Annotated in this window: 21 protein-coding genes and 1 pseudogene; 9 read left to right on the top strand and 13 right to left on the bottom strand. The window is 58.6% G+C overall.

The genetic code is table 11. The annotated features are described in order from the left end of the window. The first annotated feature begins 238 nt into the window (after positions 1–238). From ACOYW2_RS18780 to ACOYW2_RS18755, 6 genes are all read left to right on the top strand, one after another. Positions 239–1,645 carry a sigma-54-dependent transcriptional regulator gene (locus tag ACOYW2_RS18780; RefSeq protein WP_482767546.1) on the top strand — a complete coding sequence of 469 codons (1,407 nt, stop codon included), beginning with the start codon at positions 239–241 and terminating at the stop codon, positions 1,643–1,645. Positions 1,646–1,829: 184 nt separating this feature from the next. Beyond that, the gene (locus tag ACOYW2_RS18775) at positions 1,830–3,152 is read left to right on the top strand and encodes a glycosyltransferase family 2 protein (RefSeq protein WP_482767545.1); all 1,323 of its coding nucleotides are present in this window, start codon (positions 1,830–1,832) and stop codon (positions 3,150–3,152) included. Positions 3,153–3,159: 7 nt separating this feature from the next. After that, positions 3,160–4,587: a TackOD1 domain-containing metal-binding protein gene (locus ACOYW2_RS18770; RefSeq protein WP_482767544.1), complete on the top strand. Its 1,428-nt coding sequence runs from the start codon at positions 3,160–3,162 to the stop codon at positions 4,585–4,587. 326 nt (positions 4,588–4,913) lie between these two features. Beyond that, positions 4,914–5,165: a hypothetical protein gene (locus tag ACOYW2_RS18765; RefSeq protein ID WP_482767543.1), complete on the top strand. Its 252-nt coding sequence runs from the start codon at positions 4,914–4,916 to the stop codon at positions 5,163–5,165. After that, on the top strand, positions 5,147–7,573 hold the full coding sequence (locus ACOYW2_RS18760) for a TolC family protein (RefSeq protein WP_482767542.1): 2,427 nt from the start codon (positions 5,147–5,149) through the stop codon (positions 7,571–7,573). The genes ACOYW2_RS18765 and ACOYW2_RS18760 overlap by 19 nt, the downstream gene beginning before the upstream one ends. Before the next feature lies 1 nt (position 7,574). Further along, positions 7,575–8,768 carry an HlyD family secretion protein gene (locus ACOYW2_RS18755; RefSeq protein ID WP_482767541.1) on the top strand — a complete coding sequence of 398 codons (1,194 nt, stop codon included), beginning with the start codon at positions 7,575–7,577 and terminating at the stop codon, positions 8,766–8,768. A gap of 78 nt (positions 8,769–8,846) precedes the next feature. Here the strand turns inward: ACOYW2_RS18755 and metW are convergent, their stop codons facing one another. The 4 genes from metW to ACOYW2_RS18735 all read right to left on the bottom strand — a co-directional run bounded on the left by metW (position 8,847) and on the right by ACOYW2_RS18735 (position 13,339). Continuing rightward, positions 8,847–9,467 (bottom strand): methionine biosynthesis protein MetW, encoded by a 621-nt coding sequence (gene metW, locus ACOYW2_RS18750; RefSeq protein WP_482417559.1) that lies wholly within the window; start codon positions 9,465–9,467, stop codon positions 8,847–8,849. Continuing rightward, positions 9,457–10,518 (bottom strand): homoserine O-acetyltransferase MetX, encoded by a 1,062-nt coding sequence (gene metX, locus ACOYW2_RS18745; RefSeq protein WP_482767540.1) that lies wholly within the window; start codon positions 10,516–10,518, stop codon positions 9,457–9,459. Before metX ends, metW begins: the two co-directional genes overlap by 11 nt. Positions 10,519–10,706: 188 nt before the next feature. Then, positions 10,707–11,882, bottom strand: coding sequence for an ATP-grasp domain-containing protein (locus ACOYW2_RS18740; RefSeq protein WP_482767539.1), 1,176 nt, complete (start codon positions 11,880–11,882; stop codon positions 10,707–10,709). Positions 11,883–12,058: 176 nt separating this feature from the next. Beyond that, positions 12,059–13,339: an O-acetylhomoserine aminocarboxypropyltransferase/cysteine synthase family protein gene (locus ACOYW2_RS18735; RefSeq protein WP_482767538.1), complete on the bottom strand. Its 1,281-nt coding sequence runs from the start codon at positions 13,337–13,339 to the stop codon at positions 12,059–12,061. Between the two features lie 168 nt (positions 13,340–13,507). Here ACOYW2_RS18735 and ACOYW2_RS18730 point away from each other — a divergent pair, with 168 nt between their 5' ends. Continuing rightward, a complete protein-coding gene (locus ACOYW2_RS18730) occupies positions 13,508–14,443 on the top strand; it encodes a LysR family transcriptional regulator (RefSeq protein ID WP_482767537.1) in 936 nt (311 codons plus the stop codon). A 428-nt stretch (positions 14,444–14,871) separates the two neighbouring features. Here ACOYW2_RS18730 and dctP read toward each other — a convergent pair whose 3' ends face one another. The 9 genes and pseudogenes from dctP to ACOYW2_RS18685 form a co-directional block, all read right to left on the bottom strand. Continuing rightward, positions 14,872–15,885, bottom strand: a complete 1,014-nt coding sequence (dctP, locus tag ACOYW2_RS18725; RefSeq protein ID WP_482767536.1) for a TRAP transporter substrate-binding protein DctP — start codon at positions 15,883–15,885, stop codon at positions 14,872–14,874. A gap of 43 nt (positions 15,886–15,928) precedes the next feature. Further along, positions 15,929–17,203, bottom strand: a complete 1,275-nt coding sequence (locus ACOYW2_RS18720) for a TRAP transporter large permease (protein ID WP_180140177.1) — start codon at positions 17,201–17,203, stop codon at positions 15,929–15,931. Next, positions 17,197–17,724 (bottom strand): TRAP transporter small permease, encoded by a 528-nt coding sequence (locus ACOYW2_RS18715; RefSeq protein WP_180140178.1) that lies wholly within the window; start codon positions 17,722–17,724, stop codon positions 17,197–17,199. Before ACOYW2_RS18715 ends, ACOYW2_RS18720 begins: the two co-directional genes overlap by 7 nt. Positions 17,725–17,815: 91 nt before the next feature. Then, positions 17,816–18,586 (bottom strand): maleate cis-trans isomerase family protein, encoded by a 771-nt coding sequence (locus tag ACOYW2_RS18710; RefSeq protein WP_482767535.1) that lies wholly within the window; start codon positions 18,584–18,586, stop codon positions 17,816–17,818. Beyond that, on the bottom strand, positions 18,570–19,397 hold the full coding sequence (locus tag ACOYW2_RS18705; protein ID WP_482767534.1) for a YgeY family selenium metabolism-linked hydrolase: 828 nt from the start codon (positions 19,395–19,397) through the stop codon (positions 18,570–18,572). Before ACOYW2_RS18705 ends, ACOYW2_RS18710 begins: the two co-directional genes overlap by 17 nt. Positions 19,398–19,446: 49 nt before the next feature. After that, a pseudogene (locus ACOYW2_RS18700) lies at positions 19,447–19,566 on the bottom strand (M20/M25/M40 family metallo-hydrolase); the annotation flags it as partial. A gap of 245 nt (positions 19,567–19,811) precedes the next feature. Next, complete coding sequence (locus tag ACOYW2_RS18695) at positions 19,812–20,975, bottom strand: M24 family metallopeptidase (protein ID WP_482767533.1); 1,164 nt, start codon at positions 20,973–20,975, stop codon at positions 19,812–19,814. A gap of 29 nt (positions 20,976–21,004) precedes the next feature. After that, positions 21,005–22,222: a diaminopropionate ammonia-lyase gene (gene dpaL, locus ACOYW2_RS18690; RefSeq protein WP_482767532.1), complete on the bottom strand. Its 1,218-nt coding sequence runs from the start codon at positions 22,220–22,222 to the stop codon at positions 21,005–21,007. A gap of 195 nt (positions 22,223–22,417) precedes the next feature. After that, positions 22,418–24,163, bottom strand: a complete 1,746-nt coding sequence (locus tag ACOYW2_RS18685; RefSeq protein WP_482767531.1) for a sigma-54 interaction domain-containing protein — start codon at positions 24,161–24,163, stop codon at positions 22,418–22,420. A 690-nt stretch (positions 24,164–24,853) separates the two neighbouring features. Here ACOYW2_RS18685 and ACOYW2_RS18680 point away from each other — a divergent pair. Together ACOYW2_RS18680 and ACOYW2_RS18675 are read left to right on the top strand one after the other, a co-directional pair. Beyond that, positions 24,854–25,276, top strand: coding sequence for a putative ATP-dependent zinc protease (locus tag ACOYW2_RS18680; RefSeq protein ID WP_482767530.1), 423 nt, complete (start codon positions 24,854–24,856; stop codon positions 25,274–25,276). Then, positions 25,164–25,463, top strand: a complete 300-nt coding sequence (locus ACOYW2_RS18675) for a putative ATP-dependent zinc protease (protein ID WP_482771056.1) — start codon at positions 25,164–25,166, stop codon at positions 25,461–25,463. The genes ACOYW2_RS18680 and ACOYW2_RS18675 overlap by 113 nt, the downstream gene beginning before the upstream one ends. The last annotated feature ends 44 nt before the right edge of the window (positions 25,464–25,507 follow it).

The following is a 25,507-nucleotide window of genomic DNA, read 5'->3' as shown; positions in this document are numbered from 1 at the left end:
GGCGGAGCCTGGGAACGAGAGCAAATAGTGAACAGGGCGTGAGGTTTTTATGTTTTTTGATTGACCCGGGGGCCGCGTTCAGCTAAACGCCCTTAGCCCTTAGCCCTTAGCCCTTAGCCCTTAGCCCTTAGCCCTTAGCCCTTAGCCCTTAGCCCTTAGCCCTTAGCCCTTAGCCCTTAGCCCTTAGCCCTTAGCCCTTAGCCCTAGCCCTGCTCCCCCTCTTTTTTGGAGAAAAACAGTGACACACCGTATCTTAATCGTGGACGACGAAATTGACATGCTGAGGCTCCTCAAGCGGAGCCTGGAGCCGGACCTGGGCTGCCGGGTAGAGACCGCTTCATCCGGTGAGGAGGCCTTTGCCATGATTCAGGAGCAGCGGTTTGACCTGGTGCTCTCGGACATGAAGATGCCGGGCATGGGTGGGGCAGAGCTGCTGCGGCAGATCAAGGAGCTGAAGCGGGGCATCGCGGTGATCATGATGACGGCCTACGGCTCCATCGACTCGGCGGTGGAGGCCATCCGCGCCGGGGCCTATGATTTTATTGCCAAGCCCTTTGATCACGACACCCTGGTGTTCCGGCTGAGAAAGGCCCTGGAGCGGAACCGGCTCATCAGCGAGAACATCCGCCTGCACAAGGCCTTTCGTGAGAAAGAGACCTTCCACAACATCGTGGGCAGCTCCCCTGCCATGCTCAAGGTGTTCGAGACCATCCGCATGGTGGCCCGCACCGACATGACCGTGCTGGTCACCGGCGAATCCGGCACGGGCAAGGAACTCACCTGCCGGGCCATCCATGCCCAGAGCGAGCGCCGCAACGGCCCGTTTATCACCGTGAACTGCCCCACGGTGCCCGAGCAGATTCTGGAAAGCGAGCTTTTCGGCTACAAAAAGGGGGCCTTTACCCAGGCGTCTTCGGATCGCCAGGGGCTCTTCCAGGCGGCCGACGGGGGCACGCTGTTTCTGGATGAAATCGGAGAGATCAGCCCGGCCATTCAGTCCAAACTGCTCCGGGTGATCCAGGAAAAAGAGATCAAACCCCTTGGGGGGACGAAGTCCGTGCCCGTGGACGTGCGCATCATCGCGGCCACCAACAAGGACCTGGTGCAAGCCATTGAAAAGGGCGAGTTTCGTCAGGACCTCTACTACCGCCTCAACGTGCTTCCTTTGCGCCTGCCCCCGTTGCGGGAACGGCGAGAAGACATCCCGGCCCTGGTGAGCCATTTTATCCACAAGCATGCCGACACCATGGGGCGAGATCCTCTGCCCGTCTCGGATAAGCTCATGGCCCTTTTGATGGAGCTTCCCCTCACGGGCAACATCCGGGAGCTGGAGAGCCTCGTGATGAAGGGGCTTCTTTTTGCCACAGGTGAGATGATGGAGCCCGAGGACCTCCGGGAGGTTCTTGCCTCGGCACCGGCCGCGGCCACAGGGGACTCCCCGGCGCCGGACCTGACGGCATTGCCTTACAAGGAGGCCAAGGAGCAATGCCTCAAAGGGTTTAACGACAGCTATGTGGGGGCTCTTCTGGAGAAAACCGCGGGGAATGTGGCACGGGCTGCCCGCCTTTGCGGTATGGAGCGCCAGGCTCTCCAGCAGGTGATGAAACGTTACGGCATCGACCCCGAGCCATATCGCCACAAATGATTATTCCTTTATAAGGTGCGAAATACCGACCTGTATGTTATGATGAACACATCTCCAGAAAAAAATGTTTTGGTTTCAAAGATGTCTGCATTTTCATAATCTGTCGCATTTCTGTGTGAACAAGGGTTGGTATTGCATTGAATGATTTTGGTGGGTTGTTTGTTTTGGGAGTTCAAGGTGTCATATGACAGATCTCCTGAATCACATGCTGTTCGCACTGGTCGATTTTCGTCATCTCATCGAAGGCCAGTTTGCCACCCGGGCGTTGTGGGAGTGGATTCTTTTTTTCATGCCCGTTTTCATCTTCGGGGAGTTCCCCCGGTATATTTTCCCTGCCGTTTTTCTCCTTGGGGCCAAAGTGGCCGATCGCCTTCCCCATGACGACCGTGAAAAAAAAACGTTTTTTGCCACGGCGCCTTCGGTGAGCGTCCTTCTCGTGGGCTACAACGAAGAGGCCAGCGTGGCCAACGCCATCCGTTCTCTCCTTGAACTCGATTACCCCAACCTTGAGATTATCGTCATCGACGACAACTCGGAGGACCGCATGTATGAGGAGGCCAGGCCCTTTGCCGACAGGGGGCAGGTCAAACTCTACCGCAACAGCGCGGCCACCGGGCGATCGGGACGCCCCACCGCATCCAACATGGCCTTGTACCTCTCCTCCGGCGATTACATTGTCTCCGTGGACGCAGACACCTCCTTTGACCGGGACATGCTCTTCCACATGATCGGCCCCTTTTACGACCCCAAGGTGGGGGCCGTGGCGGGCAACATCAAGGTGCGAAACCTTGAGACCTCTGTCTGGACCCGGCTCCAGGCCGTGGAGTACGCCCTGTCCATCACCATATGGAAGCAGTGGCTGGGGCTTTTGGGCATGGGCATGCAGGTCAGCGGGGCCTTCGGGGCCTTCAGGCGGGAGGCCCTGCTCTCCTTCGGTGCCTGGGACCCGGAGCTGGCCGAGGACGCGGACCTGACCCTGAAGATCAAGAAGGTGGGCTGGAAGATCGTCTTTGCCCCGGCGGCCATCGCCATGACCAACGCCCCGGAAACATGGCGGGTGCTGAGGGGACAGCGGTTCCGATGGGACAAGGGGGGCTTCAGGACCTACTTTCGCAAGCACGCCGACATCCTGAAGTTCTGGCAGTATGACTGGCGCAACGCCTTTGAGATTTCCCTGGAGTTTTTCTTTACGGTGTTCCTGACCTTTGTCTATGCCCTGTACCTAATGCTGATGCTCTGGTTTTACCCGAGGCTCCTCATCTTTGTCTGGTGCCTGGCCTATCTTATTTACGTCGGGGTGACTCTCTTCTGTTTTGCCATTGCCCTTGTCTTCAGCGAGCGCAAAGCCCAGGAGGTGACACTGATCCCCACGGTGTTCCTCTTTCCGGGATACAAAGCCCTTTTCCGCTGGGTACGGTTCGGGGCGCTGATGTTGGAATTTTTCAGGATTAACTATCAGGAAGGCTACCTGCCTGAGTCTGCATGGCGCAATACAAAGAAATGGTGAGGTGTGAATGAAAAAAGTGTTTAACGTGGTCATTGTCGGTGCCAGGGAGGAAGAGTATCGAATCCTTGAAACGGGTCTGGAGTCCGCTCGGTTTGAGACCTCTCTCTCCATTTCCAGGGCCGAGGTTTCGGCGATGCAACGCCTCTCCGGACAGACCGATCTCATGATCTACTGCCAGGGAGAGGAGGAGTCCGAGCAGTGCCATGTGCCGGTGTTTGTGAACAAAACCATTTTTGTGACCTCCTGTTACGGCAAGGGCATTCTTCTGGAAGCCTTTAAAAAAGGGGCTGCTTACGTCCTGTTTCGTCCCCTGTTCCGGGCGGAACTCCTGCCCGCCATTCGAAATGTTCTGTTTTTTTCAGGAAACGGGAAACTCAACGTCTCCGATGCCTATGTCCTCTCATTTTTACGTGACGTGGCGGACGGCGGCGCTTCGGTCCTCGAGCCCCTTCCCTCTCCCTTTAAGCCCACGGGTCATTTTTATCCCGATGTCCTGAAGATCACCGGAGAGCTGGAAAACGAGGAAGCCTACCTGGAGGCCCTTGCCGAACGAGGGTTTTTCACCAAGCAGCTCAAAAACCGGGTCCGCCTCTGCGAGATGTGCGAATCCTACCAGATCAACTACCGGGAGGTGTGCCCGGCCTGTTCCTCCATCGACATCGTCAAGGGGCAGATGGTCCACCACTTTCCCTGCGGCCATGTGGACTCCATAGAGTCTTTCAGGCAGGGCGCGGACCTTGTCTGCCCCAAGTGTGAAGAGACCCTGCGTCACATCGGTATCGACTACGAAAAGCCCACGGACTACTTCAAGTGCGCCCAGTGCCAGACCATCGTTCCCGAACCGGTGGTGGAACTCGAATGCCTGGTGTGCGGGCAGGTCTGCCGACCCGACGAGACCGTGGAGAAGAATATCTACGCCTATGAGATGACCCAGCATGCCTGGGAGGCGGTGCGAAGCGGACAGATCAAGGGCGTGGACCTGGGCACCCTGCTCTACGATCACCACACGAATCTCTACAACAAACAGTTTTTCGAGCATGAACTCAAACGGGAGCTCATTCGCACGAAGCGCTACCACGCGCCCTTTACCCTGATCCTGGCCCGCATCGAAAAAATCGAGGAGATTCGGAAAAACCATCCCGACCGCCTTGCCTGGTACGTGAACAATCTTTTCAAGGCCCTGAGCCAGGGCTTGAGGGAGCTGGACACCACCTGCGTCTGGGACGCCCAGACCCTGGGGCTTATCCTTGCCGAAACCGATTTTGACGGGGCCGTTGTGGTGGTGAACCGGATTCACGAGGCCATTCAGAAGCTGGAATACCTGTTTGACATCTGTCGCCCCGAGGTTTCCTTCAGTGTGGTCCAGGGAGACGCTTCCCACCAGACAGTGGATGACCTCATCGCTCTGGCCATGGCGGATCTTGCGGATGGATAGGCGACGAATGGCGGGCGTGGTCCCGTGGATAGGATGCCTTGTGATGGTGTGCTGCCTGGGGTGCGGTATGCGCAACCGCCAGGCCGTGGAGCAGGAGGCCGACATGGCCCTGGTGCGTGAGCTGACGGCCCCGGTCTTCTTTGGCCAGCAGCAGCTGTTCGCTGCCCTGGGAACCACGGCTCACGAGCTTGTTGTGTTTGAGGTGACCGGCCAGACGGTGAAGCGAATCCCGGAGCCGGGCACCGCTCCCCGGGTGCGGTCCGAAGCGCGGGTGGTGTTTTTCAGGATCCCCGATGACTGCGGGGAGGGATGGTCACTCTATTATTTTGATTCCCGTTCTTTCCAGCTGCGAGCCCTTCCTGAGGTCGGAGCACCCCCTGCCCGAGCGGGACAGGTCCGAGCTCACGGATTCGTTTGTGGTGTTCAAGGCCCTGGACCGCACCGGGCGATGGTTTCCCGGCGAGCATGACCTGGCCCTTGTGCGGCTTCGTTTTGAGGTGGATGCCGAAGGGGAATCCGATTCCACGAGGAGAGGTTTAGGGACATTCCCGGAGAACCCGTGCTGCCCGTTCACCTGAGGGGCGCGGGAAGGGTCTTTTTCCTGAGCCGGGACAACGAGTGCGTCTCTACCCTCATGTCCGTGGACGAGTCTGGAGAGGACCTGTCCACCCACCTTGAAGAAGGGGCCGGCACCATCAGCCGGATCTACTCCGATGACGGAAGCACCCTGGTCTTTGAGTCGGATAAGCCCGGCTACCAGGCCCTCTACAGGTTGGACCCCGTTACCGGAGAGGTGGCGGATTACCGCCGTCTTGAGGCAGAAACCGGGGAGCAGAGCCGCTATATCCTGCGAAGCCGCTATGTGGACGGCACCGCTTCTCCGGTGGTGGTCCGGGTCCCTGAGGTCCTCGGGGTCCGGGAGGTAGCCGCCCTTGTGACGGCACAGAACCCGGAGGTGAGTCTGAAGCGGGCAGAGCTGGCCGCCTCCCTTGTGGAGGTGGGCATTGCCACCCTGCCCAATTACCCCTCTTTTTACTTTGAGCTGGGCACGGTGTCCCAGGCCGGGCTCTTCAACGACCAGACCAGCTTTTTTTCCCAGACCCTCATCGACGGGCTCCTCGGGTTGTTTCAACCCCTGCTCGATATCCGGCGAAACAGGGAGCTCTGGCGGGCGGCCCAGCTGACGGCTGAGGCGGCCCGGAGCCGTCTGGACAACGAGGTCAACGAACGGGTGGCCGAGGCGGTGAAGATCTGCTTTGAAGTGGCCTACCTTGACGAGCTGGAGGCCGTGCAGGAGTCGCTCCTGGAGGTGTACGGAGAGCGCCAGGCTTATTACGAAACCCTGGATACCGTGGGGGGCACCCTAAGGCTGCAACACATGGCAGCAGAGAAAATTATGGTGGCGGCCGCCTCGGAGAAGGCCCACACACGGCGCCGACGCGAGTTTTTGATGAACCGCCTCAAGCAGCTTTGCGGGCTTGCCCGGGAGGTTCAGGTCTCCTTGGCCCCGGACGCCTTTCACCTGAGAGAAGCCGAGTTTGAAGAGGCCGCGGTGCTGAGGGAGCTGGCGGTCCTGAACCACCCCCAGGTCCGTGGTATTAACGCCGAGCTGAAAAAGGCGCGGTTCCTGGAGTCGGCCGGGCCCGAGGTACGGGGAATCCTCAATGTGGCGGCGGAGTACGAGTACACCGGCAAGAGCACGTCCAACGCGGTGACCGATATCATCAACCTGACCTTCAGCGGCGGCATCTCCACAGCCCACGGCAAGGCCGCCAGGCTCCACACCGCGTACTGGCGCCATGTCAAGGATGCCCTGGGCATTGAGCTGGGCCTGGTGGCGGGAAGGGTCCGCCAGGGTCTGGACGAGGCCCTCATGGATTTCAAGGCCTCACAGGACGACAGCCGGGCCAAGGCCTTGGACACGCGGTATGCCCTGGAACAAGTGCGGGTGGCCCGGCTCTACGAGGCCATTGACACCCCGGGGGATGCCGATGCCTACGACCCCCTGGCCGTGATCACCGCCGAGCAGGAGTACCTGAGTGCCGTGGCCAGGAAGGCCCGGGTGGAAAGGGACCTGGGGATCCGGTACGTCAACGTCTGGCGGGAGACCGGGCGATCCAGGCTCCTGGCCGACAACCTGTGGGCTTACTCCGACCTGAAGATGGAGGGGCGGACAGCTTCTGTCTGGCTGTGGGAGACCCGGGCCGCCATGGAGACAAAGGACAGCCGGGATGCCTTTGTGACCACGGCAAAAGAAGCTGGTGTCAACCGGGTTTATGCTTACCTGTATTCTGATTCCCGGCTCCTTACGGAGATGATGGACCGGGAGCGGTTTATCCTCTTTTTAAACGCGTGCGCACAAGCGAACATCGAGGTGTGGGCGCTGCTGGGAGAGCCCGAGTGGCTCACAGGGCCTGACGGGGCGCTGGCGCTGGGCCGGGGCGTGGATCGCATCAACCGCTTTAACGCCTCCAGAAGCGGGTTCGAACCCAAAATTTCCGGCATAAAGATCGATCTGGAACCCCACTCCGTGCCGGGGTGGGAGACAGATCCCGCCCTCAGGGAGGAGCTGAACGTCTCTTTCCTCCGGCACCTGAAAAAGGCGAAGAGCCGCATGGCTGGCGACATGCCCCTGTGGGTGGACGGGCCCGTCAAGTGGTTTACCCAGGAGGCGCACCGGCCCCTGATGCGGCAGGCCGCGCGCCTCACCGACGGCATCACGGTGATGGCCTATTTCAACTCCCCGGAAACCACAAGCCGGGTGGTGGCCAAGGTCTTTGAAGAGGCGGCCGGACCCCTGGAGGTCGGCCTGGAGTTTTCCGGCAAAGCACCGCCTTTAGATACCCTGTATCCCCTGGACAGAGCCGGGTGGGACCGGGTTGAACAGGATTTATCGCGCCAATGGATGGAAAACCCCGGGTATCGAGGGCTCTCGTTCCACGACTACTCGGCTTTAAAGCAGATTTTTGAAGGGGGGGAGGAGTAAGATGAAAATATCGTTCAGGAAAGGCGGTGAATCCCAGGAGCCGGTCTCACCGGCCCAACCCCGGATGCGGGAGCACAAGAGAAGGAAAGCCCCTGTGCGCAAGGTGGTGCTGACCGTGTTGTGTGTGGCGATACTGGTGGGTGGCGGCATCATGCTTTACAACCGGAACACCCTGTATACCTACGGGATGGTCACGGGTGAGACCCTGGAACTTACAGCGGACGTGACCACCGAGATCCAGCAGCTTTTTGTCTCCAAGGGGGACATCGTCAAAAAAGGGGATGTGCTCTTCACACAATACTCCGTGGAGGGTGTAAATCGAATCAGGCAGGCCGAGGCCGTCCTGGAGTCCAAGCTTTCCACATACGATCTTATTGCCGGGGAGTCGGGGGATCAGCGGGACTATGCCGCCCCTTTGCAAAACAAGCTTCGGTTCCTCAACCTGGAACAGCAGGGCAGCGCCCTTGCCCGGGAACGCATGCTCTCCGAGCCCGTCTTCCGATACGACCCAAACCCGTATGAATCCAAAAAAGAGCGCCACGAAAACCTGGAAAAACTCTACCGGCTGGATGCCACCACCCTGAGCCAGGTCCGGGCGGCGAAAACCGAGAAAGAGCTTCGTTACCACGAATATATCCTGGCCCGGGACCACTACACCCATGTGGTGGAATCCAACCGCATCGCAGAAGCCGAGGCGGAAAAAAACTACCGGGCCAGAATGTCCACCCTCAATCGAAGCGGTATTCAGGAAGACTCGGATGTGGACGACCTTCTCTCCGAAATCGAGCGTGCAAGGGCCTATCGGGACCATCTGCGCCAACTGTACGGCTCCGCGGGGTTTAAGGCCCCCTTTGATGCCATCATCACAGAGGTGAAGGTCTCCGCCGGTTCCCTGGTGGGAGGCGGAGAACCCATCTTGACCTGCGCTTCCCTCAACGGGCTGTGGGTGGACGTCTATGTGGCACCGGACAAAGCCTGGATGCTCACCGAGGACAAGGAGATCCTTTTGTACGTGGACGGAAAGCGTGAATCCGTTCCAGCAACGCTGACGGCCATGGGGAACGTGGAACTCCGGGTGCCGGAGGTCCTGAGGGAGAAGCTGCCCAAGCTGGTGAGCGCGGTCTATTTCCATGTGGCCGTGGAACACGATGAAACCCTGCTTCCGGGCAATGTGGTGAGGGTGGTGGTGAAGTAGACTCTCCAGTGCCCATGGGGCACGGGAGGAACCTTTTTGTGGAACGCCGCACGTTTGTGCGGCGTTTTTTTGTGTGTCTTAAGCTTTTCTGATCAGAAACAGCCCGTAGGTTGCCCGCAGGTTGGGCAGGAAGGTGATGGTCTTTCCGTATCGGTCCGCCGAATAGGTTTTGATGGCCATTTCGTTGATGATCTCAAAACCGGCTTCCTGGCCGAGGTGTTTGAAATCCCGCAGGGAGAGAACACGGATGTTGGGCGTGTCGTACCAGGAGTAGGGCAGGACCTCGGTCTTGGGGGCGTGGCCCGAGAAGAGAAACTGCGTCCGGACCTTCCAGTGGCTGAAGTTGGGAAAGCTCACCACCGCGGTTTTGCCCACCCGCATGATCTCGGCAAGGAGGGAGACCGGGTCGAAGGTCTGCTGGATGGTCTGGCTGAGGACCACGCAGTCGAAGCTTTCGTCCGGGTAGTCGCTGAGCTCGGTGCTGATGTCCCCCTGGATCACGGAGAGGCCCTTTTCAATGCAGGCCGATACTTTAGATTCAACGATCTCGATGCCTGTCTCCGAGACATTTTTATGCTGCTTCAGGAAGTGCAGCAGATCCCCCTCGCCGCATCCCAGCCCCAGGACCTTGGATCCCGAAGGAATCCATGACGCGATGATTTGAAGGTCGTATCGAATGGGAGCCTGGCTATCCGTCATGGGACACCCCCTTTAAAAAGCCGCGAATCATGCGGGAGAGCCTGTCGTTGGGCAGGAGAAAGGCATCGTGGCCTGCGGTGGACTCCAGCTCGCAGAAGCTGACGTCGTTGCCCCGTTTTTTGAGGGCCTTGACAATGGCCTTGGACTGGTAGGTCGGGTAGAGCCAGTCCGAGCTGAAGGAGACCACAAGGCATTTGGCCTTGGTGCCGGAGACCGGGGCGGACAAGGCGGATTCCAGGTCGAAGTAGTCCGCGGCCTTGGTGATGTACATCAGGGAGTTGGCGTCGAAGCGCTCCACGAACCGTGCGCCCTGGTAGTGGAGGTAGCTCTCCACCTTGAAAGGGGCCTCAAAGGCCGAGGCGTGGGTCTCCGGGTCCTGGAGGCGTCGCCCGAATTTTCTGTGCATGGCCTCGTCCGAGAGGTAGGTGATGTGGCCCACCATGCGTGCCAGGGAAAGCCCGGTGTCCGGGCTTGGGCCGTCGTAGTAGGCCCCGTTGTTCCAGTTCGGGTCGTTCATGATGGCCTGGCGGGCCACTTCATTAAAGGAGATGGCAAGGGCCGAGTGCCGCAGGGTGGTGGCAAGGGCCACGGCCGAGCGCATCATGTGGGGATAGGCGTGGCACCACTGGAGCACCTGCATCCCTCCCACGGAGCCGCCGATGACCGAGACGAGCTGCTCGATCCCCAGGTGGTCCAGGAGGCGCTTCTGGGCGTTGACCATATCCGCGATGGTGACGACCTCAAAGTCCAGTCCGTAGGCTTTGCCTGTTTCAGGGTTTTCCGAGGATGGGCCGGTGGAGCCCATGCAGCCCCCCAGCACGTTGGAGCAGATGACAAAGTACTTGGTGGTGTCGATGCCCTTGCCCGGCCCCACCATACTCTCCCACCAGCCGGGCTTTCGGTCCGTGGCGTCGTAATACCCAGCCGCATGGGAGTCCCCGGTGAGGGCGTGGGTGATGAGAATGGCGTTGTCCCGGGCATCGTTGAGTTTTCCGTAGGTCGGCAGGCGATGATTGGTCAGCGTGGGCGCCTGCCTCCAGGGGCAGGGCATCGCCTGCGTCACCAAAGGTGAAGAACTGTTTTTCCACAAAGCCCACGGAGTCGGGGTAAAGATCGGTTTTCATCGCGTCCTTCGATGGTTATGGGTACATCGCAACATGTCGCCCATGGTGTTTTTTTATTTTCGTGCCGCTCAGTCACGGCCGTTCCAAGGAGCGCCGCACACCTGTGCGGCTTTTTTTATCCCGCCTGCTCTACGTCCACAACAAACGCTTCGGGGTTGAGGGCAAGCATGGCGTCAAGCTCGTGCTCGGTCTCCTTTGTGACACTGAAAAAGAGAAAGGCAAACATGGGAAAGGTGCGGTAATCCATTTTGCGCAGGCACAGGATGGTACTCAGCCCCTCGGCCAGCTGTCGGTAATCAAAGTCCTGATCGTCCCGCAGGGGGGTGGGGCGTTCGATGACCGCCATGGCAAAGGTGTCGTCTCCTGCCGCGCGGAGCACCGCGTCCCAGTCGGGTTTTCTCTTCTGGGCAAAATAGTCATAGACGTTGATGCCGTATGCGTAGGAGGCAATGTCCGTGGAGCACCACCCGGCAAAGCGCAGGGGGTTCACCTCAATGGGGCGGATGCAATCGTTTTCATCGATGCGGATCTCGGTGTGGACAGGCAGGCCCCTGAAGTCTCCGAGCTCTGCCAGGTCCGCGAGAAAACCCTCGATGGCAGAAAGGCGCGATGAGATGATCTTAGCGGAGGTGATGTAGAGGCGGTCGCTCATGTCCTGCTCGCCGCTGAACCGGTGCTTTAAGATGTTGAGCACCACCGGTTTGTTGTCGTCGTTAAAGTAGGCGTCCACCGCGTACTCGTCCCCTTCGATGACGGACTCCACAATGAAAAAGGCGCTGCTGATCACCTCTTCGGGAAAGGCGTTGGCCGTCTCCCTTGTCTCTTCCAGAAGCCGTGCCCGCACCGTTTCCCACTCGTCGGCGGTGTTCACCCTGTGGACCCCCGCGCTGATGAATCCCACCATGGGTTTGATGATAAAGGGGGCGCCCACACGCTCAAAGGTGAAGTCCGCGATCTCATCTGCCGCAAGCTTGAAAAAGGCGATGTCCGGGAACAGGGCCGCCGTCTTCTCCCGGAACTTGAATTTGTTCTTGAACAGGTCGATCTTCAGGGCCAGTTCCGAGTCCGCCCCAAAGGTCTCGACGATCCACCCGATGGCATTCTCGCTGTTGCTGTAGAGCCAGCGGAAGTTATCGCGCTCCAGCTCTTTGACGGCCTCGGCATCGGAGATATGGTTGGCTGACGGGGAGACGCACTTCAGGGCAAACTCGTTGTCAAGAAGAGGGGCCTGGGACTCGATGAGGTAGTTCTCGGCCACATCGGAGATGTAGGGTTGATCAAAGATAAACATGCACTGTTCCCAACTAATTAAAGATGCTTTTCGTTTAATGTGTCCGTTTCGACGACATAACCCCGAAAGCCATCGGTGGCCGGAATACCGCTGGGATTTGACCCGAGGAGCGAGGGGCAAAGCCCGGCGGTAACCTGCTTTCAAGGTGGCTCACCTTACCGCCGGAGGCATTCCTTTTAACCCATGCTGTCCAACGCCTGGGAGAAGTCGGCGATGATGTCGTCGATGTGCTCAATGCCCACGGTGATACGGATCAACTCCGGCAGGACGCCGGCCTTGATCTGGTCTTCGTCGCTGAGCTGGCGGTGGGTCATGCTGGCGGGGTGCAGGACGCCGGTGCGGACATCGGCCACGTGGACCACGATCTCGGCCAGCTGAAGGCTGTTCATGAGGCGCTCTGCGGCGTCTCTGCCCCCTTTGGGACCGAAGGTGAGGACCCCGCTGCCCGCTTTCATGTACTTTTTGCAGAGGTCGTGGTTGGGGTCGCTTTTAAGGAGGGGATACTTGACCCACTCAACGGACGGGTGGCTTTCCAGGAACTCGGCCAGGGCCAGGGCGTTGCTGCTGTGGCGCTCCATGCGCAGGTGGAGGGTCTCAAGGCCCTTGTTGGTGAGAAAGGCGTTCTGGGGGGACATGTAGCACCCCAAATCCCGGATCCACTGGACCCGGGCCTTGACGATATATGCCTGGTTGCCGAAGGTCTCGGTGTAGCTGAGGCCGTGGTAGGATTCGTCGGGCTCGGTGAGGCCGGGGAACTTGCCGTTGTTCCAGTCAAAGGAGCCGCCGTCCACGATGATGCCCCCCACGCTGGTGGCGTGGCCGTCGGTGTACTTGGTGGTGGAGTGGATCACGATGTCTGCCCCGTGCTCCAGGGGGCGGCACAGGCAAGGCGTGGGGAAGGTGTTGTCCACGATGAAGGGGACCCCCATGGCCTTGGCGATGGCGGCGAACTTGTCGAAGTCCAGGACCTGGGTGCCCGGGTTGGACAAGGACTCGCCGAAGAGCAGCTTGGTGTTGGGCTTGAAGGCTTTTTTGATCTCATCCACAGGGGCGGCGGGGTCCACAAAGGTCATGTCGACGCCCATTTTCTTCAGGGTGTGCTTGAAGAGGTTGAAGGTGCCGCCGTAGAGGGTGGACAGGGCCACGAAGTGGTCGCCCGCTTCACAGATATTGAGGATGGACACCGTGGACGCGGACTGGCCCGATGAGAGAGCCAGGGCCCCCACGCCGCCTTCCAGGGCCGCCATTTTGTTTTCAAGGACTTCCACCGTGGGGTTGCTGATGCGTGAGTACATGTGCCCGGGGACCTTGAGGTCGAAGAGGTCTGCGATCTCTTTGCACGTGTCGTACTTGTAGGTGGTGCTCTGTACGATGGGGGTGACGCGGGGCTCTCCGTTTTTGGGAGTAAACCCGCATTGAACTGCCTTTGTCTCGATATTCCAGCGTGTCGTATCCATATGAACATCCCGTGTAAGCGTGGTGAATCGTTATTGCCGTAGGTTTCCCTTTGAGGCGGGAAAGTGCACGCATCGGTTTTAGCCTAAGTGTTCGCCGTTTTTCAATTGACAAATTACCCCACATGCATAATCAAGTAAACTTAAACGAATTAAACCATAGGTTAAGTTATGCTAAACGATATCGATTTCAACCGACTCAAGGTGTTTTATTGCATCTACAGCAGGCAAAGCATCGGGGGGGCAGCAAAGGAGCTCAACGTCACCCCGTCGGCGGTGAGCCAGCATCTGAAAAAGCTGGAGCAGGAGATCAGGGTGCGGCTCTTCACACGGATGCACAAACGGCTTGTGCCCACGGTGGAGGCGGACAGGCTGTTTGCGATCCTCAAGCCGTTCTTAGGAGAGTTGCAGGCGGGGTTGACGCTTTTTCAAAACGGGAAGGATGAGCCGTCCGGGCTTTTGCGCATCGGGGCACCCGTGGAGTTCGGCAAGGCCTTTTTCCCGAAGGTGATGGCGTCATTTCGGAAGCAATACGGAGAGGTGACCTTTTCCCTGTCCCTGGGCAATTCGGAGAGGCTCCTTGCCATGGTCAAGGGCGGGGAGCTCGATTTTGCCATGGTGGATCTCTTTGCAAGCCAGAGGAAATACGTGGCGGATCTGGGGACCTATCATGTGGAGCCGATCATCGATGAGGAGGTGATTCTGGCCTGTTCGGCGGTCTATTTCCACACCCGCCTCAAGGAGAACCTCTCCCCGGACCACATCCTCTCCCAGGATTTTATCTCTTACGAGCGCAGTCACCAGGCCCTTAACGGCTGGTTTCGGCACCACTTCGGCAAACAGTCGGTGAGACCCAACGTGGTCCTCACCGTGGACAGCGTCCAGGCCGTGCGCTCGGCCATCGAAAGCGACATGGGCCTGGGCGTGGTGACCCGAAACGCCGTCCGGGACCAGCTCCGGCAGGGAACCGTCATCCCCGTCAGCACGGGCAAGCGGGAGATCGTCAACAAGATCTCCCTGGTTCAGCTCCAGGACAAGGTCCCCACCTTTACGGAGAAAACAGCCCAGTCGTATTTCAGGGAGGCGCTGCGGGAGGTGTCGCGGTAGGCGGTGGGACACTCCCAGGCAGAGCCTGGGAGCGAGAAAAAACTCAGGCAGAATGGCTGCCTTCATGCATTCGCCATAGGGTTTCAAGGTGCCCCCACCTTGCCGCCGGAGGCCGTGCGGTTAAATCAACACTGGGCAAGTGGTGACAACGTCTCCTGTAACGTCGAAGCTTGCGATCCAGCCCGCATAAACCATCAGCGTTCATGTCGGGCGCAGCCCGAGCCGAAGGCCATTGCGCTTTGCCCTGAGGAACGAAGGGCAAAGCGCAATGGCAATAAGCTTTCGAGGTGGCTCACCTCGCCGCCGGAGGCAGGTTTTTCAATGCACTTTAACCATAGAAGGCATCGTTCACTTGGCAGTTTTCGGCGGAATGGGTGGCGAAGCCGGGGTATGATGGCATACCCCGGCTGGTTTACATGGAGTGGGGGTTATTCGAACTCAGCCAGCTCTTTTTCGAGTTTTTCCAGCATGGCTGCGCAGCGCTTGCTCAGCGCTTTTTTGTAGTAGTCGCGGACGGGCAGGGCTGCTTTGCGGAAGGCTTCATGCTGCTCAGGGGTCAGGTCCACGCGTTCGGTGTGGTTGGCCAGGACCTCGGCTGCTTTTTCGTTGGCTTCCTTCTGGAGGTCGTAGGCGTAGTCACGCATCTCGGCGACGGTTTCGGTGAGGATCTTCTGCAGGTCCTTGGGCAGGGACTTGAAGAAGCGGTCGTTCATGAACACGCCTTCGAGGTACATGATGTGGTTGGACATGATGAGGTACTTCTGGACTTCGTACCATTTCATGTCCACCAGGGCGCCCAGGGGGTTTTCCACGCCGTCCACCATGTTCAGCTGAAGGGCGCTGTACACGTCGGTATAGGAGACCGGCGTGGGGTTGGCGTTGTAGGCTTCGTAGTTTTTGATGATGAGCGGGGTGTCCATGGTGCGGAAGGGCAGGCCTTTGAAGTCTGCGGGGCCCATGATCTTTTTGTCGCTCAGCCAGTCGCTTGCGCCCAGGGGCCACAGGTCCATGAGGCGCAGGCTCTTTTCAGCGTAGGCTCCGGCGAGGTCCTTTTTGACCACCTGGCTTTTGGCCAGGAACTCGTAGGCTTTTTCCACGCTGGAGGGCAGCAGGAAGTGCAGGGCGAACATCTGGCCTTCGGGCACGATGGTGGAGACGTTACCGGGGCTGACGATGGCCATCTGGGTGGAGCCGGTGAGCAGGTGCTCCACCAGGTCCACGCCGACGCCCAGCTGGCCCACCTGGAAAATTTCAAACGTGATCCGGCCGTCACTTTTTTCCGTTACGCGGCGGGCAAATTCTTTGGCGTATTTGTCCGGTACGGTGTCCGCGTACTCTTCGTGGGTAATCTTAAAGGTGTAGGTTCCTCGTTTGGCAGATGCGGGAAGCGCACCGGCAAACACAATCAACAGCATCAAACCAAGCGTACAAAACTTTTTCATCTCTCACTCCTAAGTAAATGATCTATTATTTCAAATTGATGAATTACTTCATCAACCCTCCCAGGAACAATGAAATTTCGGGAAACGCGGAAATCAGGAAACAGGCAAAGAGCAGGATGGCGATATACGGCCCTTCGTTTCGAATGACTTCAAGGTACGGTTTGTCGAAGATGGCACAGCAGGTGAAGATACTTGTGCCGAAAGGCGGCGTGCCGGAGCCGATGGCGACCTGAAGGGTAATCAGGACACCCAGGTGCACCAGGTTGATGCCTGCGGCATGGGCGATGGGGGCAAAGATGGGGGTCAGGATCAGGATGACGACCACGGCCTCCACAAACATGCACCCGACAAAGAAGACGATGTTGACGGTGAGCAGGATGAGGAAGACAGAGGCCGACTCCCCGAGGAGGCCCTGGGTGAGCATCTGGGGGATACGGTCGTAGGAGATGACCCAGGAGAAGCACTGGCCCACGGCAACAAGGATGAACACGACGGTGGTGAGCACGCCGGTGGAAAGGGCGATCTCGTAGAGGTCTTTCATTTTCACGGATTTGTAGATGATCATCTCCACAAAGGCCGCGTACAGGACGCTTGCGGCCGCTGCTTCCGTGGGGCTGAAGATACCCGAGTAGATGCCGCCCATGATGATGACGGGAAAGCCGAAGGGCAGGATGCAGCGTTTGGTGGCTGCCAGGCGCTCTGCGGCGGATGCCTTGGGCAGGCGGGGGATGTTGTTCCGCTTTGCGTAGAACACGTTGTACGCGGCAAAAAGGGCGATGATGACCACGGCGGGCCCGATGCCTGCGATGAACAACTCGCCGATGGACGCGCCGCTTGCCACGCCGTAGACGATCATCCCCAGGCTGGGGGGAATGAGGTAGGCCAGGTTACTGGAGTTGATGATCAGCGCCAGGGCTTCGCTGTCGCTGTATCCCCTGTCCAGGAGTTTTTGCCGAACCGGAGACCCCACGGCCACAACCGTTGCCTGGGTGGAACCGGACACCGCGCCGAACAGGGCGCAGGTGATGGAGGTGGTGGAGGCCAGGCCGCCGCTCAGGTGACCCACCAGGCTTTCCACAAAATCGAGCAGGCGTTCCGATGTCTGCCCCTTGCACATGATATCGGCGGCGAGGATGAACATGGGGATGGCCATGAGCACCGGTGCCTGAACGCCCAGGATCATCTGCTGAACGATGATGAAGGGCTGAACCATGGGCGTGTACAGGCTGATATACACAATGGTGGAAAGAAGCATGGTCATCATCATGGGGAATCCCATGAGCAGCAAGAGAAGCATTAAACCAAAAAGAATCAGCATTCTGTGTCCTCCCCCTCGGGCTTTTCCGTTCCCACGTAGAGCTCGGGTTCTTTGATGTTGATGATGATGTTCATCAGGTACTGAATGGCCCCGAGGCCGAACCCTACGGGAACGACGGCAGCGCGAATCCAGTCCGGCATTTCAAGGGCGGAGGTCACCTTGCCCAGCATCTTGGTGTACTCGATGTAGTCGAGAGCGATGGAGCAGACGTAGATGTACGTGGCCATGGTCACAAACGAGATGAAGATCATCAGTGCTTTTTTAATCTTGGGGGACAGCGTGTCGAAAATCGCCGTCATGCGGATGTGGCGTCCCTTGCGGGCGGCATAGCCTATGCCGCTGAATGTCACGAGAATAAGCAGCGATCCGCCGAGCTCGTCGGCCGACGCCATGCTTTTCATAAACAGCTTGCGGGAGACGACATTGCATATCAGGAGGCCGGCCATGAACAAAACGCCGCTGGCCAGGACCCACTCCGTAATCAGTGCAATGAGGTCATCAAGTTTCCAAAAAAGTTTCATGCATTCTCCTCTTTACCCCATTCCCCTCGGGTACGTTACACATGGTATCTTTACCAAAAACAGGTTGTACGGCAGTCAAAGCCTCATTGCTTTAACCCGCCAGCAACTGTCCGAATCCTTTTATTTCGGGCTGTTTTCCCGCAAGGGTCATGGCATGCCAGAACATGGCCTGGGTGCTTGTGACAACGGGAACTCCAACTTCAGCCTCAATCTCTTCAATGTGCTCTAATGCGCGCAAATTGGTGCAGGACATAAACAGGGCGTCCGTGGGTGCCTGGGCCAGGATGCGCCTGGCTCCTTCCAGCATCGAGTCAAAGGAGACCGTGGTGATGTCGGTGTCTTTTTCGATGCGCAGCGCCCCGATGGTGGGCACTTCAAGGCCTTCTGCTTCAAGCTGCTGATAGAGCGGGTAGTTCACCTCCGTGGGGTAGGGCGAAAAGATGGAGACCCGCCTGGCCTTCAGGTGCTTGAAGGCGGCAAGGGCTCCGGCCCACGGGTTTGTTGCGGGGATCCCCGGGTTGTTTGCGGTGAGCAGCTCCCGGATTTTTTCATTGCCGATGACAATGGAGGCCGAGGTGCAGCCGAAGGCCATGACGTCCATGGGAAGCCCGGTTGCGATGAGTTCGGCAGACTGGGTGATGCCCCGGGAAATCTCAGCCAGGGCCTCTTTGGTCATGGAGCTTGAGTAGTAGACCCGGTTGCTGAAGACCATGGCAGATGAGCCCACCAGCATGTTCAGGTCCCTTTCAATGGAATGGTCCGTTGAAAGCTGCACCAGCCCGATATGCACCTTGTCCGGCCGGGGAGCCTTGGAGTGTTCCAGAAAGAGTTCGCTTGCTTCGTAATCAGACTGGCTGAGCATGGGATACGCCCTCCTTATTGCACTCGGTTGCGTAGGTCGCGCACATGGCGGCGTACATCATGGTGGCACGCAGCACCTGCTTTTTTTCCACGTATTCGTTGGGCACGTGGCATGCCGCGATCACACCCGGTCCGTAGCCGATGACGGGGATGCCGTGCTTGCCCATGATGGCGACGCCGTTGGTGGAAAACGGCCATGTTGTCAGCGTGGGCGGTGTGTTGAACAGCCCCTCGTAGGCCTTGACCGTGCTGCGGGTGACCACGTGGTCCCTTTCGATTTTCCAGGCGGGGAAGGTGCACTCTTTGCAGGGAACAAGCCCTGTGTAGGACGGCTCTTCAAAGGTGTGGAACTCAACGGTTGCCCGGGCCGCCTGAACCGAAGGCAGCTGCTGCACCTGCTCCAGGGCATACTGGGGAGACTCCCCCCATGTCAGCCGCCGGTCGATGGTCAGTTCGCAGTAATCCGCCACGGAGGAGCGGGACGGCGCGCCGGAGATCATCTCCGAGACCACCAGGGTGCCTTTGCCCAGGTCCTCATCTTCGATGGTGAGGTTGGTGCTCAGTGCCTCCAGCTCGGACACGATCTTTGCCATGGCGTAGATGGCGTTGTCCCCCATGTGGGGGGCGGAAGCATGGGCGCTTTTACCTGTCACGGAGATTTTGAGCTCCATGCGGCCTTTCTGGGCAAGGGAGATCCGGTCGTCGCTGGGCTCTGCAATGATGACAACGTCGGGGGACACCCCTTCGTTTTCGATGAGGTATTCCCATGCCAGCCCTTCGCAGGGCTCTTCCTGCACCGTGGCGCAGACCATGTAGGTGACGACGGTCAGGGAGAGGTCCCAGACCTCCCGCGTAGACCATGGACGCGATGGCCGCTTTCATGTCCGAGGCCCCGCGACCGTAGAGGCAGGTGTCGTCCTGCTCACCGGAAAAGGGTGGGCGCGACCACTGGTCGCGGTTGCCTGCACCCACGGTGTCCATGTGCCCGTCCGCTGCGATGAGGGTCTTGCCGGTTCCCACGGAGCCGCGGACGTTGCCCATGGGGTCCACGGTGACCTCATCAAACCCCAGCTCCCGCATCTTGCCCTCAACAAGGGCGGCAACCCCTTGCTCGTTGCCGGAGAGGCTTTCGGTCTTGATGAGTTCACAGGCGAACTCACAGATGTCCCGGGCATAATCCTCGGTGCGGGACACGATTTTTTCATACATATCAGACATCACGATTCCTATTTTATAATCACCATGTGTTCGGCGGCCCTGGGGGAGAGCAGTTCGGCGCCATCTTCCGTGATCACAATGTTCTCTTCGTGCACCATCTCCTTGCCCGGGGCATAGACCATGCCGGGTTCCAGGGTGATGACCATGCCCGCCTCCAGCGTGGTGTTGTCCGTGGCCGTGTTGGAGGGCCACTCCGTGAGCTGGCTGCCGAGGCCGTGGCCGAGGCGTCCCACGCCGCTGCCCAGGGCGCCGCCTTCTTCCATGACGCTCCACATGGCGTTGTAGATATCCGTGGTGGTGGCTCCGGGGCGGGCCACCTTCAGGCCGGCTTCCGTTGCTTCATACACGCAGTCGTAGGCGCGCTGGGTCTCGTCGCTGCAGTGGCCGAAGGCAAAGTTGCGGTCAAAGTCCGAGAAATACCCGTCGTGCACCGCCCCCACATCGATGATCAGCACGTCGCCCTCTTCAATGCGGCGGGGGGTGGGGCCCATGATGATGCTGTCGTAGCCGTCGGGGCCGGAGCCGGAGATGAGGTATTTGACGAATTCGGCGCCGTGGTTGAGCATGTTGATCCGCATCTGGCGGCAGATCTCCTGCTCGGTCTGGCCGATTTTGGCGTGGGTGGGGAGCATGTCGAAGCCGTGGCCGGCGATCTCGCAGGCCCTTTTGATCTTGGCAATCTCCGCCGGGGACTTGATGGCGCGCAGGTGGTGCATCTCATAGGCGATGTCCACAAACTCTTTTCCGCTGATCAGGGAGGCCAGCTTCAGGTAATCCGCCGTGGGCATGCGGTCAAGCTCCTGGCCAAGGGTCGCGCCGATGCGGCCGAAGCGTGTGGGCAGGGAGTTGACGACACCCGCCACCAGGGAGATGCCGTCGTCTTCGGGGTTGGGGGAGGACCAGGTGAGGACGTGGTCCAGCCAGGTGCTGCGCATGCCGCTTTCGCCGATGCCGGGGATCACGGCAACGGGTTTTCCCGTAAGGGGAATGACCAGAAACCAGGGCCGGGTGGGGCTCTCCCAGAATTGGGTGTAAAAACCGGTGAAGTAGCGGACGTTGGCCTCGGTGGTGAGAAAGACGGCGTCCAGCTTTTTCTCCTGCATGACTTTCTGCATGCGGGCGGTACGCGTTTCAAACTCTTCAGCGGTGAATCCAGATTCGAGTATGCTCATCGTTTCTATCCTAAAATCACTCTGGTGGATTAGTTGTCTCGTCCGAACCACACCACGTCGCGGTAGGTCTCAGGCGAGGTATCTCCTTCGGTGTTGATGCAAAGGACCTTTGCGTCTTTATCAAGGCCCAGTTTTTCACGTGCTTCCCGGCCCTCTTCCTCCTGCATCACCCACTGCAGGAACCCTGTGGTGGCGGCACCGGAAAGCCGCTCTCCAGAGGTCGCGGCCTGGAAGTAGCCCTTCATGGGAGCGCCCAGGATGCGCATGCCTTTGGCGGCGATGTCGTCGGAGCAGGAAGCGTAGGCCAGGGGGTAGTCGCGCAGCATCTCCCAGCTGGTGATGTTGGGCTCGCCGCAGGCCAGGCCCGCCATGAGGGTGGCAAGGGAACCGGTCACAGCGTGGGGGGTGCCGTCGTTTTCGCAGGCGGAGACGTAAAAGCAGTTGGCTGCCTCGGGTTCCACGATGATGAAGGTGGGGGCGTCTTTTCCGAACACGGACATGAAAAATCCCAGCATGGCCCCGGCAAAGCAGCCTACCCCTGCCTGGAGAAGTACGTGGGTGGGGCGGTTGACGCCCATGGCCTGCATCTGTTCCAGGGCTTCCAGGGCCAGGGTGGTGTACCCCTGCATGATGGAGGTGGGGATCTCTTCGTAGCCTTCCCAGGAGGTGTCCTGGACGGTGAGCCAGCCGTTTTTCTGGGCCGTGTCCCAGGCCATGCGCACGCAGTCGTCGTAGTAGAGCTCGGAGATGGTGCACTCGGCGCCCAGGGCGCGGATGTTGTCCCGCCGGATGGGGTCGGATCCCTTGGGCATGTAGATGATGGCCTTCTGGTCGAACTGCTGGGCGGCCCACGCAAGCCCTCTTCCGTGGTTGCCGTCGGTGGTGGAGGCAAAGGTGATGTCGCCCACGGCTTTGCGGGTTTCTTCGGAGCGCAGCTCGTTGCAGCTGACCTCGTCGATCTCTTTGCCCAGCTTCTGGGCGAGGAGCTTGCCCACGGCGTAGGTGCCGCCCAGGACTTTGAATGCGTTTAAGTTGAACCGGTAGGACTCGTCCTTGACCAGGATTTCCCCTAAGCCAAGGTGGTCGGCGAGGTGGGTGAGTCGTGCAAGGGGGGTGGGGGCATACGTGTCAAAGGTGCTGTGGAACCTGCGCACCTTCTCTGCGATCTCCCGGCTTAATATGGAGACATCGGCTCCTGCGTCGGGAGCTTTTGGATTCTCGTTAAACTTGATATCGACTTTCGACAACGTGTTTCTCCTTTTTGGTAAGCTTGATTGTGAACGGCAAGGAAGTATTGCAGAGAGTATGCCAAATCAGGCTTTCGAAGGAGATGTTTTGCGTTTTCAATCTGTTAAACGAAATTGGACGCCCTTTTGACGGGCCGGGCATGATTCGCAATCTGAGAAGTTTCTCATCTTGCGAATCGTTGTGGCGCAACGCGCCTATTTCTCTATTTTTCGGTAGAGTGTCGCCAGGCTGACCCCCAGGGCCTTGGCCGCCTGCTTTTTCCCCTTTGTGGTGTCTCCGTAATAGGCGAGGGCACGCATAATGGCCTGGTGCTCAAGGGTTTTCAAGGGGATGACGGGCTGCTGGGGATCGGGCTCAGGGGGCGCTTTAGGAGACAGATTCTCATTTTGCAAAAAACCGGCGTGGAGGGTGGACTGGTTGATCTCCCCCTGGTCCGAGACCATGTTGACCAGGTATTCGATGGTGTTCTCCAGCTCACGGATGTTGCCGGGCCAGTCATAGTCCCGCATCTTCTGGACGATGGGGGTGGGCAGGGTAAACCGCTTTTTGCCGAAGAGGGTGCAGTATTTGCTGATAAAGTGGTCCACGAGCAGGTCCAGGTCCCCGAGGCGCTGGCGCAGAGGGGGCGTGTGCAGGGGGATGACATTTAAGCGGTAATAGAGGTCGCTTCGGAACATGTTCTGGGCCATGAGTTCCTGGAGGTTGTCGTTGCAGGCGGCGATGACGCGGATATCCACGGAGACGGGGCGGGTGGCCCCGAGGCGGGTGATGGTCCGCTCCTGGAGGACCCGAAGGAGCTTGACCTGGAGGTACAGGGGCATGGAGCCGATTTCGTCCAAAAAGAGCACCCCCCCTTCGGCCAGTTCGAATTTGCCGATCTGCCCTTTGCTCAAGGCCCCGGTAAAGGCGCCGCCCACGTAGCCGAAGAGCTCGCTTTCCAGCAGGGTGTCCGGGATGGCCCCGCAGTTGATGGCGATAAAAGGGGCGTCTGCCCTGTCCCCGATGGCGTGAATGGCCCGGGCCACAAGCTCTTTGCCAGTGCCGCTCTCCCCTGTGATGAGCACCGAAGAGCGGGTGTTGCCCGTGGCCGTGATCTGCTCTTTCAACTGGAGCAGGAGCGGGGATTGACCGATGATGTTGTCCAGGCTGCTGTCGAAGCTGGGGGCGGATCCCTGGGGGCTGTGGGATATGACCGACTGGATGGTGTCGAAGACAAAGACCTTGGAAAACCGGCTGGCGGCGGACTTGGGCTCCACGTACTTGCCCACGATGAGCTGTTGCCTGTTTTCCTGCTCCACGGTGTATTCGTTCAGGTCGGAGAAGGTGCAGCCCGTGGGGGTAATGGAAAAATTCTCAAATTGCGAAGGCAGGGTCTTGTGCAGGATTTCCCTTGCCCGTTCGTTATGATAGACGATGGCCCCTTTGGCATCGTAAATCAGGGTGCCCTTGTTGTTGGTGTTGACCACCTGGCTCATGATGTCCAGCAGGTCGCTGATGTCTTCAAACTCTTGGCGCTCATTGACGCGGGCCGCGATGCTGATGGCAAGAAGGGAAAGAAAATTTAAATAGATGGCCCGCTGGCTCAGGACCCGCTCCCGGGCTTCCTGGGAAAAACAGATGAGGTCGATGGCTCCGAAGGTGGTCTTGCCGTCGGAAATGGGGGCACACACAGACAGGAGTTCATGGCAGTCGGCTTTGGTCTGGCAGCCTTTGCAGATTTCGCTCTCTCTGGGATTGACGATAAAAAGGGGCTTGCTCCCTTTAAGGGTGGTCTTGAGCAGGTTGCCCGCGTTTTTGATGCTCTCGCCGATTCCTTTGGCGCACCTTCCCGTTCCAGCAATGCGAATCAGGTCGGTGTCCACAACATCCACGTCAAGCCCCGTCACCGTTGAGATGGTTTCGGCGTAATACTGTATCTGTTTCTGCAGTTTTAAAAGCATACCGCGGGTTCCTTGTTTGTCTATCAACGTGCCTTGGTCCCTTGTGCCTTTACACCATTTGTATGCGATCCGGGGAATAGGGCCTTACCGGAAAGCCGTTTAGAATCATGATAATATAGAGTTGGTGTCAAGAGGGAACATTGGTAACTTTTACATGCTATGGTTTTTTTAAGCGGTAAATGGGGAAGTATTGTTGAGAGTGATCCAGGGGTTGAGAAAAGGCGGGTTTGTGATGGCTTTTGGTGCAGGTGCACCGGGAAATGAGCACCGGGTGTTCCATGGGGTGCGCCGCGTGTTTTTTTTATCCCCCATGCGGGCGTGGGAAGGGTTGCTATTCCACTGCAGACGCGGTTGCGTGGGGGGGATTTGCCAATTGTTCCTTGACAATAATGACCGCCGGGGGCATTTAGGTCAGTGCTGATTTCGGTGTGTAGCCGCTTAATTAGACGTGAGGCCTCGGTGTGGTGGGCTCTGAACAACAGTGTATTATCGTTCCTTGAAAGGTTACGTCGTTTCGGATGGATCATTGTGGGGGGCATCTGTACAGGAACTGGTTGTACCAAGGTTATGAGGATTAAAATGGATCAAATGCCCTTGTCGTGGCGAAGCGTGTTTTTCATTCTGTTCATGCCGGTATTTTTTTATTCATGCACAACGGTCAGCCCGCCCGTGGCACCTGTGATAAAACCCGTGATTGAGCCCGTTGTCAGCCCTGAGCCCGAACCTGAGGCTGAACCGGATGTCTCTCCCGAAGTGAATCCACCTGAAAAATCAGTTGACGAGCCCCCGGTCAAGAGGTCTGTGGTCAAGAAGTCGGTACCGAAGACGCCTGTTCTGACACCGCAGGAGGCCCCAGCCGTTGACCTCCTTTCCGGCCTTCGCATCATCGGAGAAGTGGAGCCGGTGACCCTGGTTCCGTCCGGGGTGACCATGCCGGCACGCATCGACACCGGGGCCACCACCTCTTCCATTGATGCCACGGAGATCGAACCCTTTGAGCGTGACGGAAAAAAATGGGTGCGCTTTGTGGTGGCCGACAGGCGCAGCGGTGAGAAAGTACCCCTGCAGTGCCCGGCGTGTTGCGGCACATCAACGTCATCGTCATGCGGGTGAGTCCCTCAGACGCCCCGTGGTGATGATTAAGACCATGATGGGCGGAGTTGCTTTTGATCATGAATTTTCCCTGACCGATCGATCGGACTTTTCGTACCAGGTTCTCATCGGCCGAAATTATCTTCAGGGTGAGTTTGTCGTTGATGTGAACCGCAAGAATGTAACCAGCCCCATGAGTGAGAATTAAAATGAAAGAGCGGATTCAGATCATCGCCATTGTTGTTGTGCTTA

It is taken from the genome of Desulfoluna sp. CLI2B (assembly GCF_056847375.1).
This window is presented reverse-complemented; position numbering and strand designations above follow the sequence as displayed.

Coding starts and splice junctions, on each gene's coding strand:
- ACOYW2_RS18775 (WP_482767545.1), top strand. CDS start 1,830: ATGACAGATCTCCTGAATCACATGCTGTTCGCACTGGTCGATTTTCGT.
- ACOYW2_RS18770 (WP_482767544.1), top strand. CDS start 3,160: ATGAAAAAAGTGTTTAACGTGGTCATTGTCGGTGCCAGGGAGGAAGAG.
- ACOYW2_RS18755 (WP_482767541.1), top strand. CDS start 7,575: ATGAAAATATCGTTCAGGAAAGGCGGTGAATCCCAGGAGCCGGTCTCA.
- metW (WP_482417559.1), bottom strand. CDS start 9,467: ATGACGGATAGCCAGGCTCCCATTCGATACGACCTTCAAATCATCGCG.
- metX (WP_482767540.1), bottom strand. CDS start 10,518: ATGCCCTGCCCCTGGAGGCAGGCGCCCACGCTGACCAATCATCGCCTG.
- ACOYW2_RS18740 (WP_482767539.1), bottom strand. CDS start 11,882: ATGTTTATCTTTGATCAACCCTACATCTCCGATGTGGCCGAGAACTAC.
- ACOYW2_RS18735 (WP_482767538.1), bottom strand. CDS start 13,339: ATGGATACGACACGCTGGAATATCGAGACAAAGGCAGTTCAATGCGGG.
- ACOYW2_RS18730 (WP_482767537.1), top strand. CDS start 13,508: ATGCTAAACGATATCGATTTCAACCGACTCAAGGTGTTTTATTGCATC.
- dctP (WP_482767536.1), bottom strand. CDS start 15,885: ATGAAAAAGTTTTGTACGCTTGGTTTGATGCTGTTGATTGTGTTTGCC.
- ACOYW2_RS18720 (WP_180140177.1), bottom strand. CDS start 17,203: ATGCTGATTCTTTTTGGTTTAATGCTTCTCTTGCTGCTCATGGGATTC.
- ACOYW2_RS18715 (WP_180140178.1), bottom strand. CDS start 17,724: ATGAAACTTTTTTGGAAACTTGATGACCTCATTGCACTGATTACGGAG.
- ACOYW2_RS18710 (WP_482767535.1), bottom strand. CDS start 18,586: ATGCTCAGCCAGTCTGATTACGAAGCAAGCGAACTCTTTCTGGAACAC.
- ACOYW2_RS18705 (WP_482767534.1), bottom strand. CDS start 19,397: ATGGTCTGCGCCACGGTGCAGGAAGAGCCCTGCGAAGGGCTGGCATGG.
- ACOYW2_RS18695 (WP_482767533.1), bottom strand. CDS start 20,975: ATGAGCATACTCGAATCTGGATTCACCGCTGAAGAGTTTGAAACGCGT.
- ACOYW2_RS18685 (WP_482767531.1), bottom strand. CDS start 24,163: ATGCTTTTAAAACTGCAGAAACAGATACAGTATTACGCCGAAACCATC.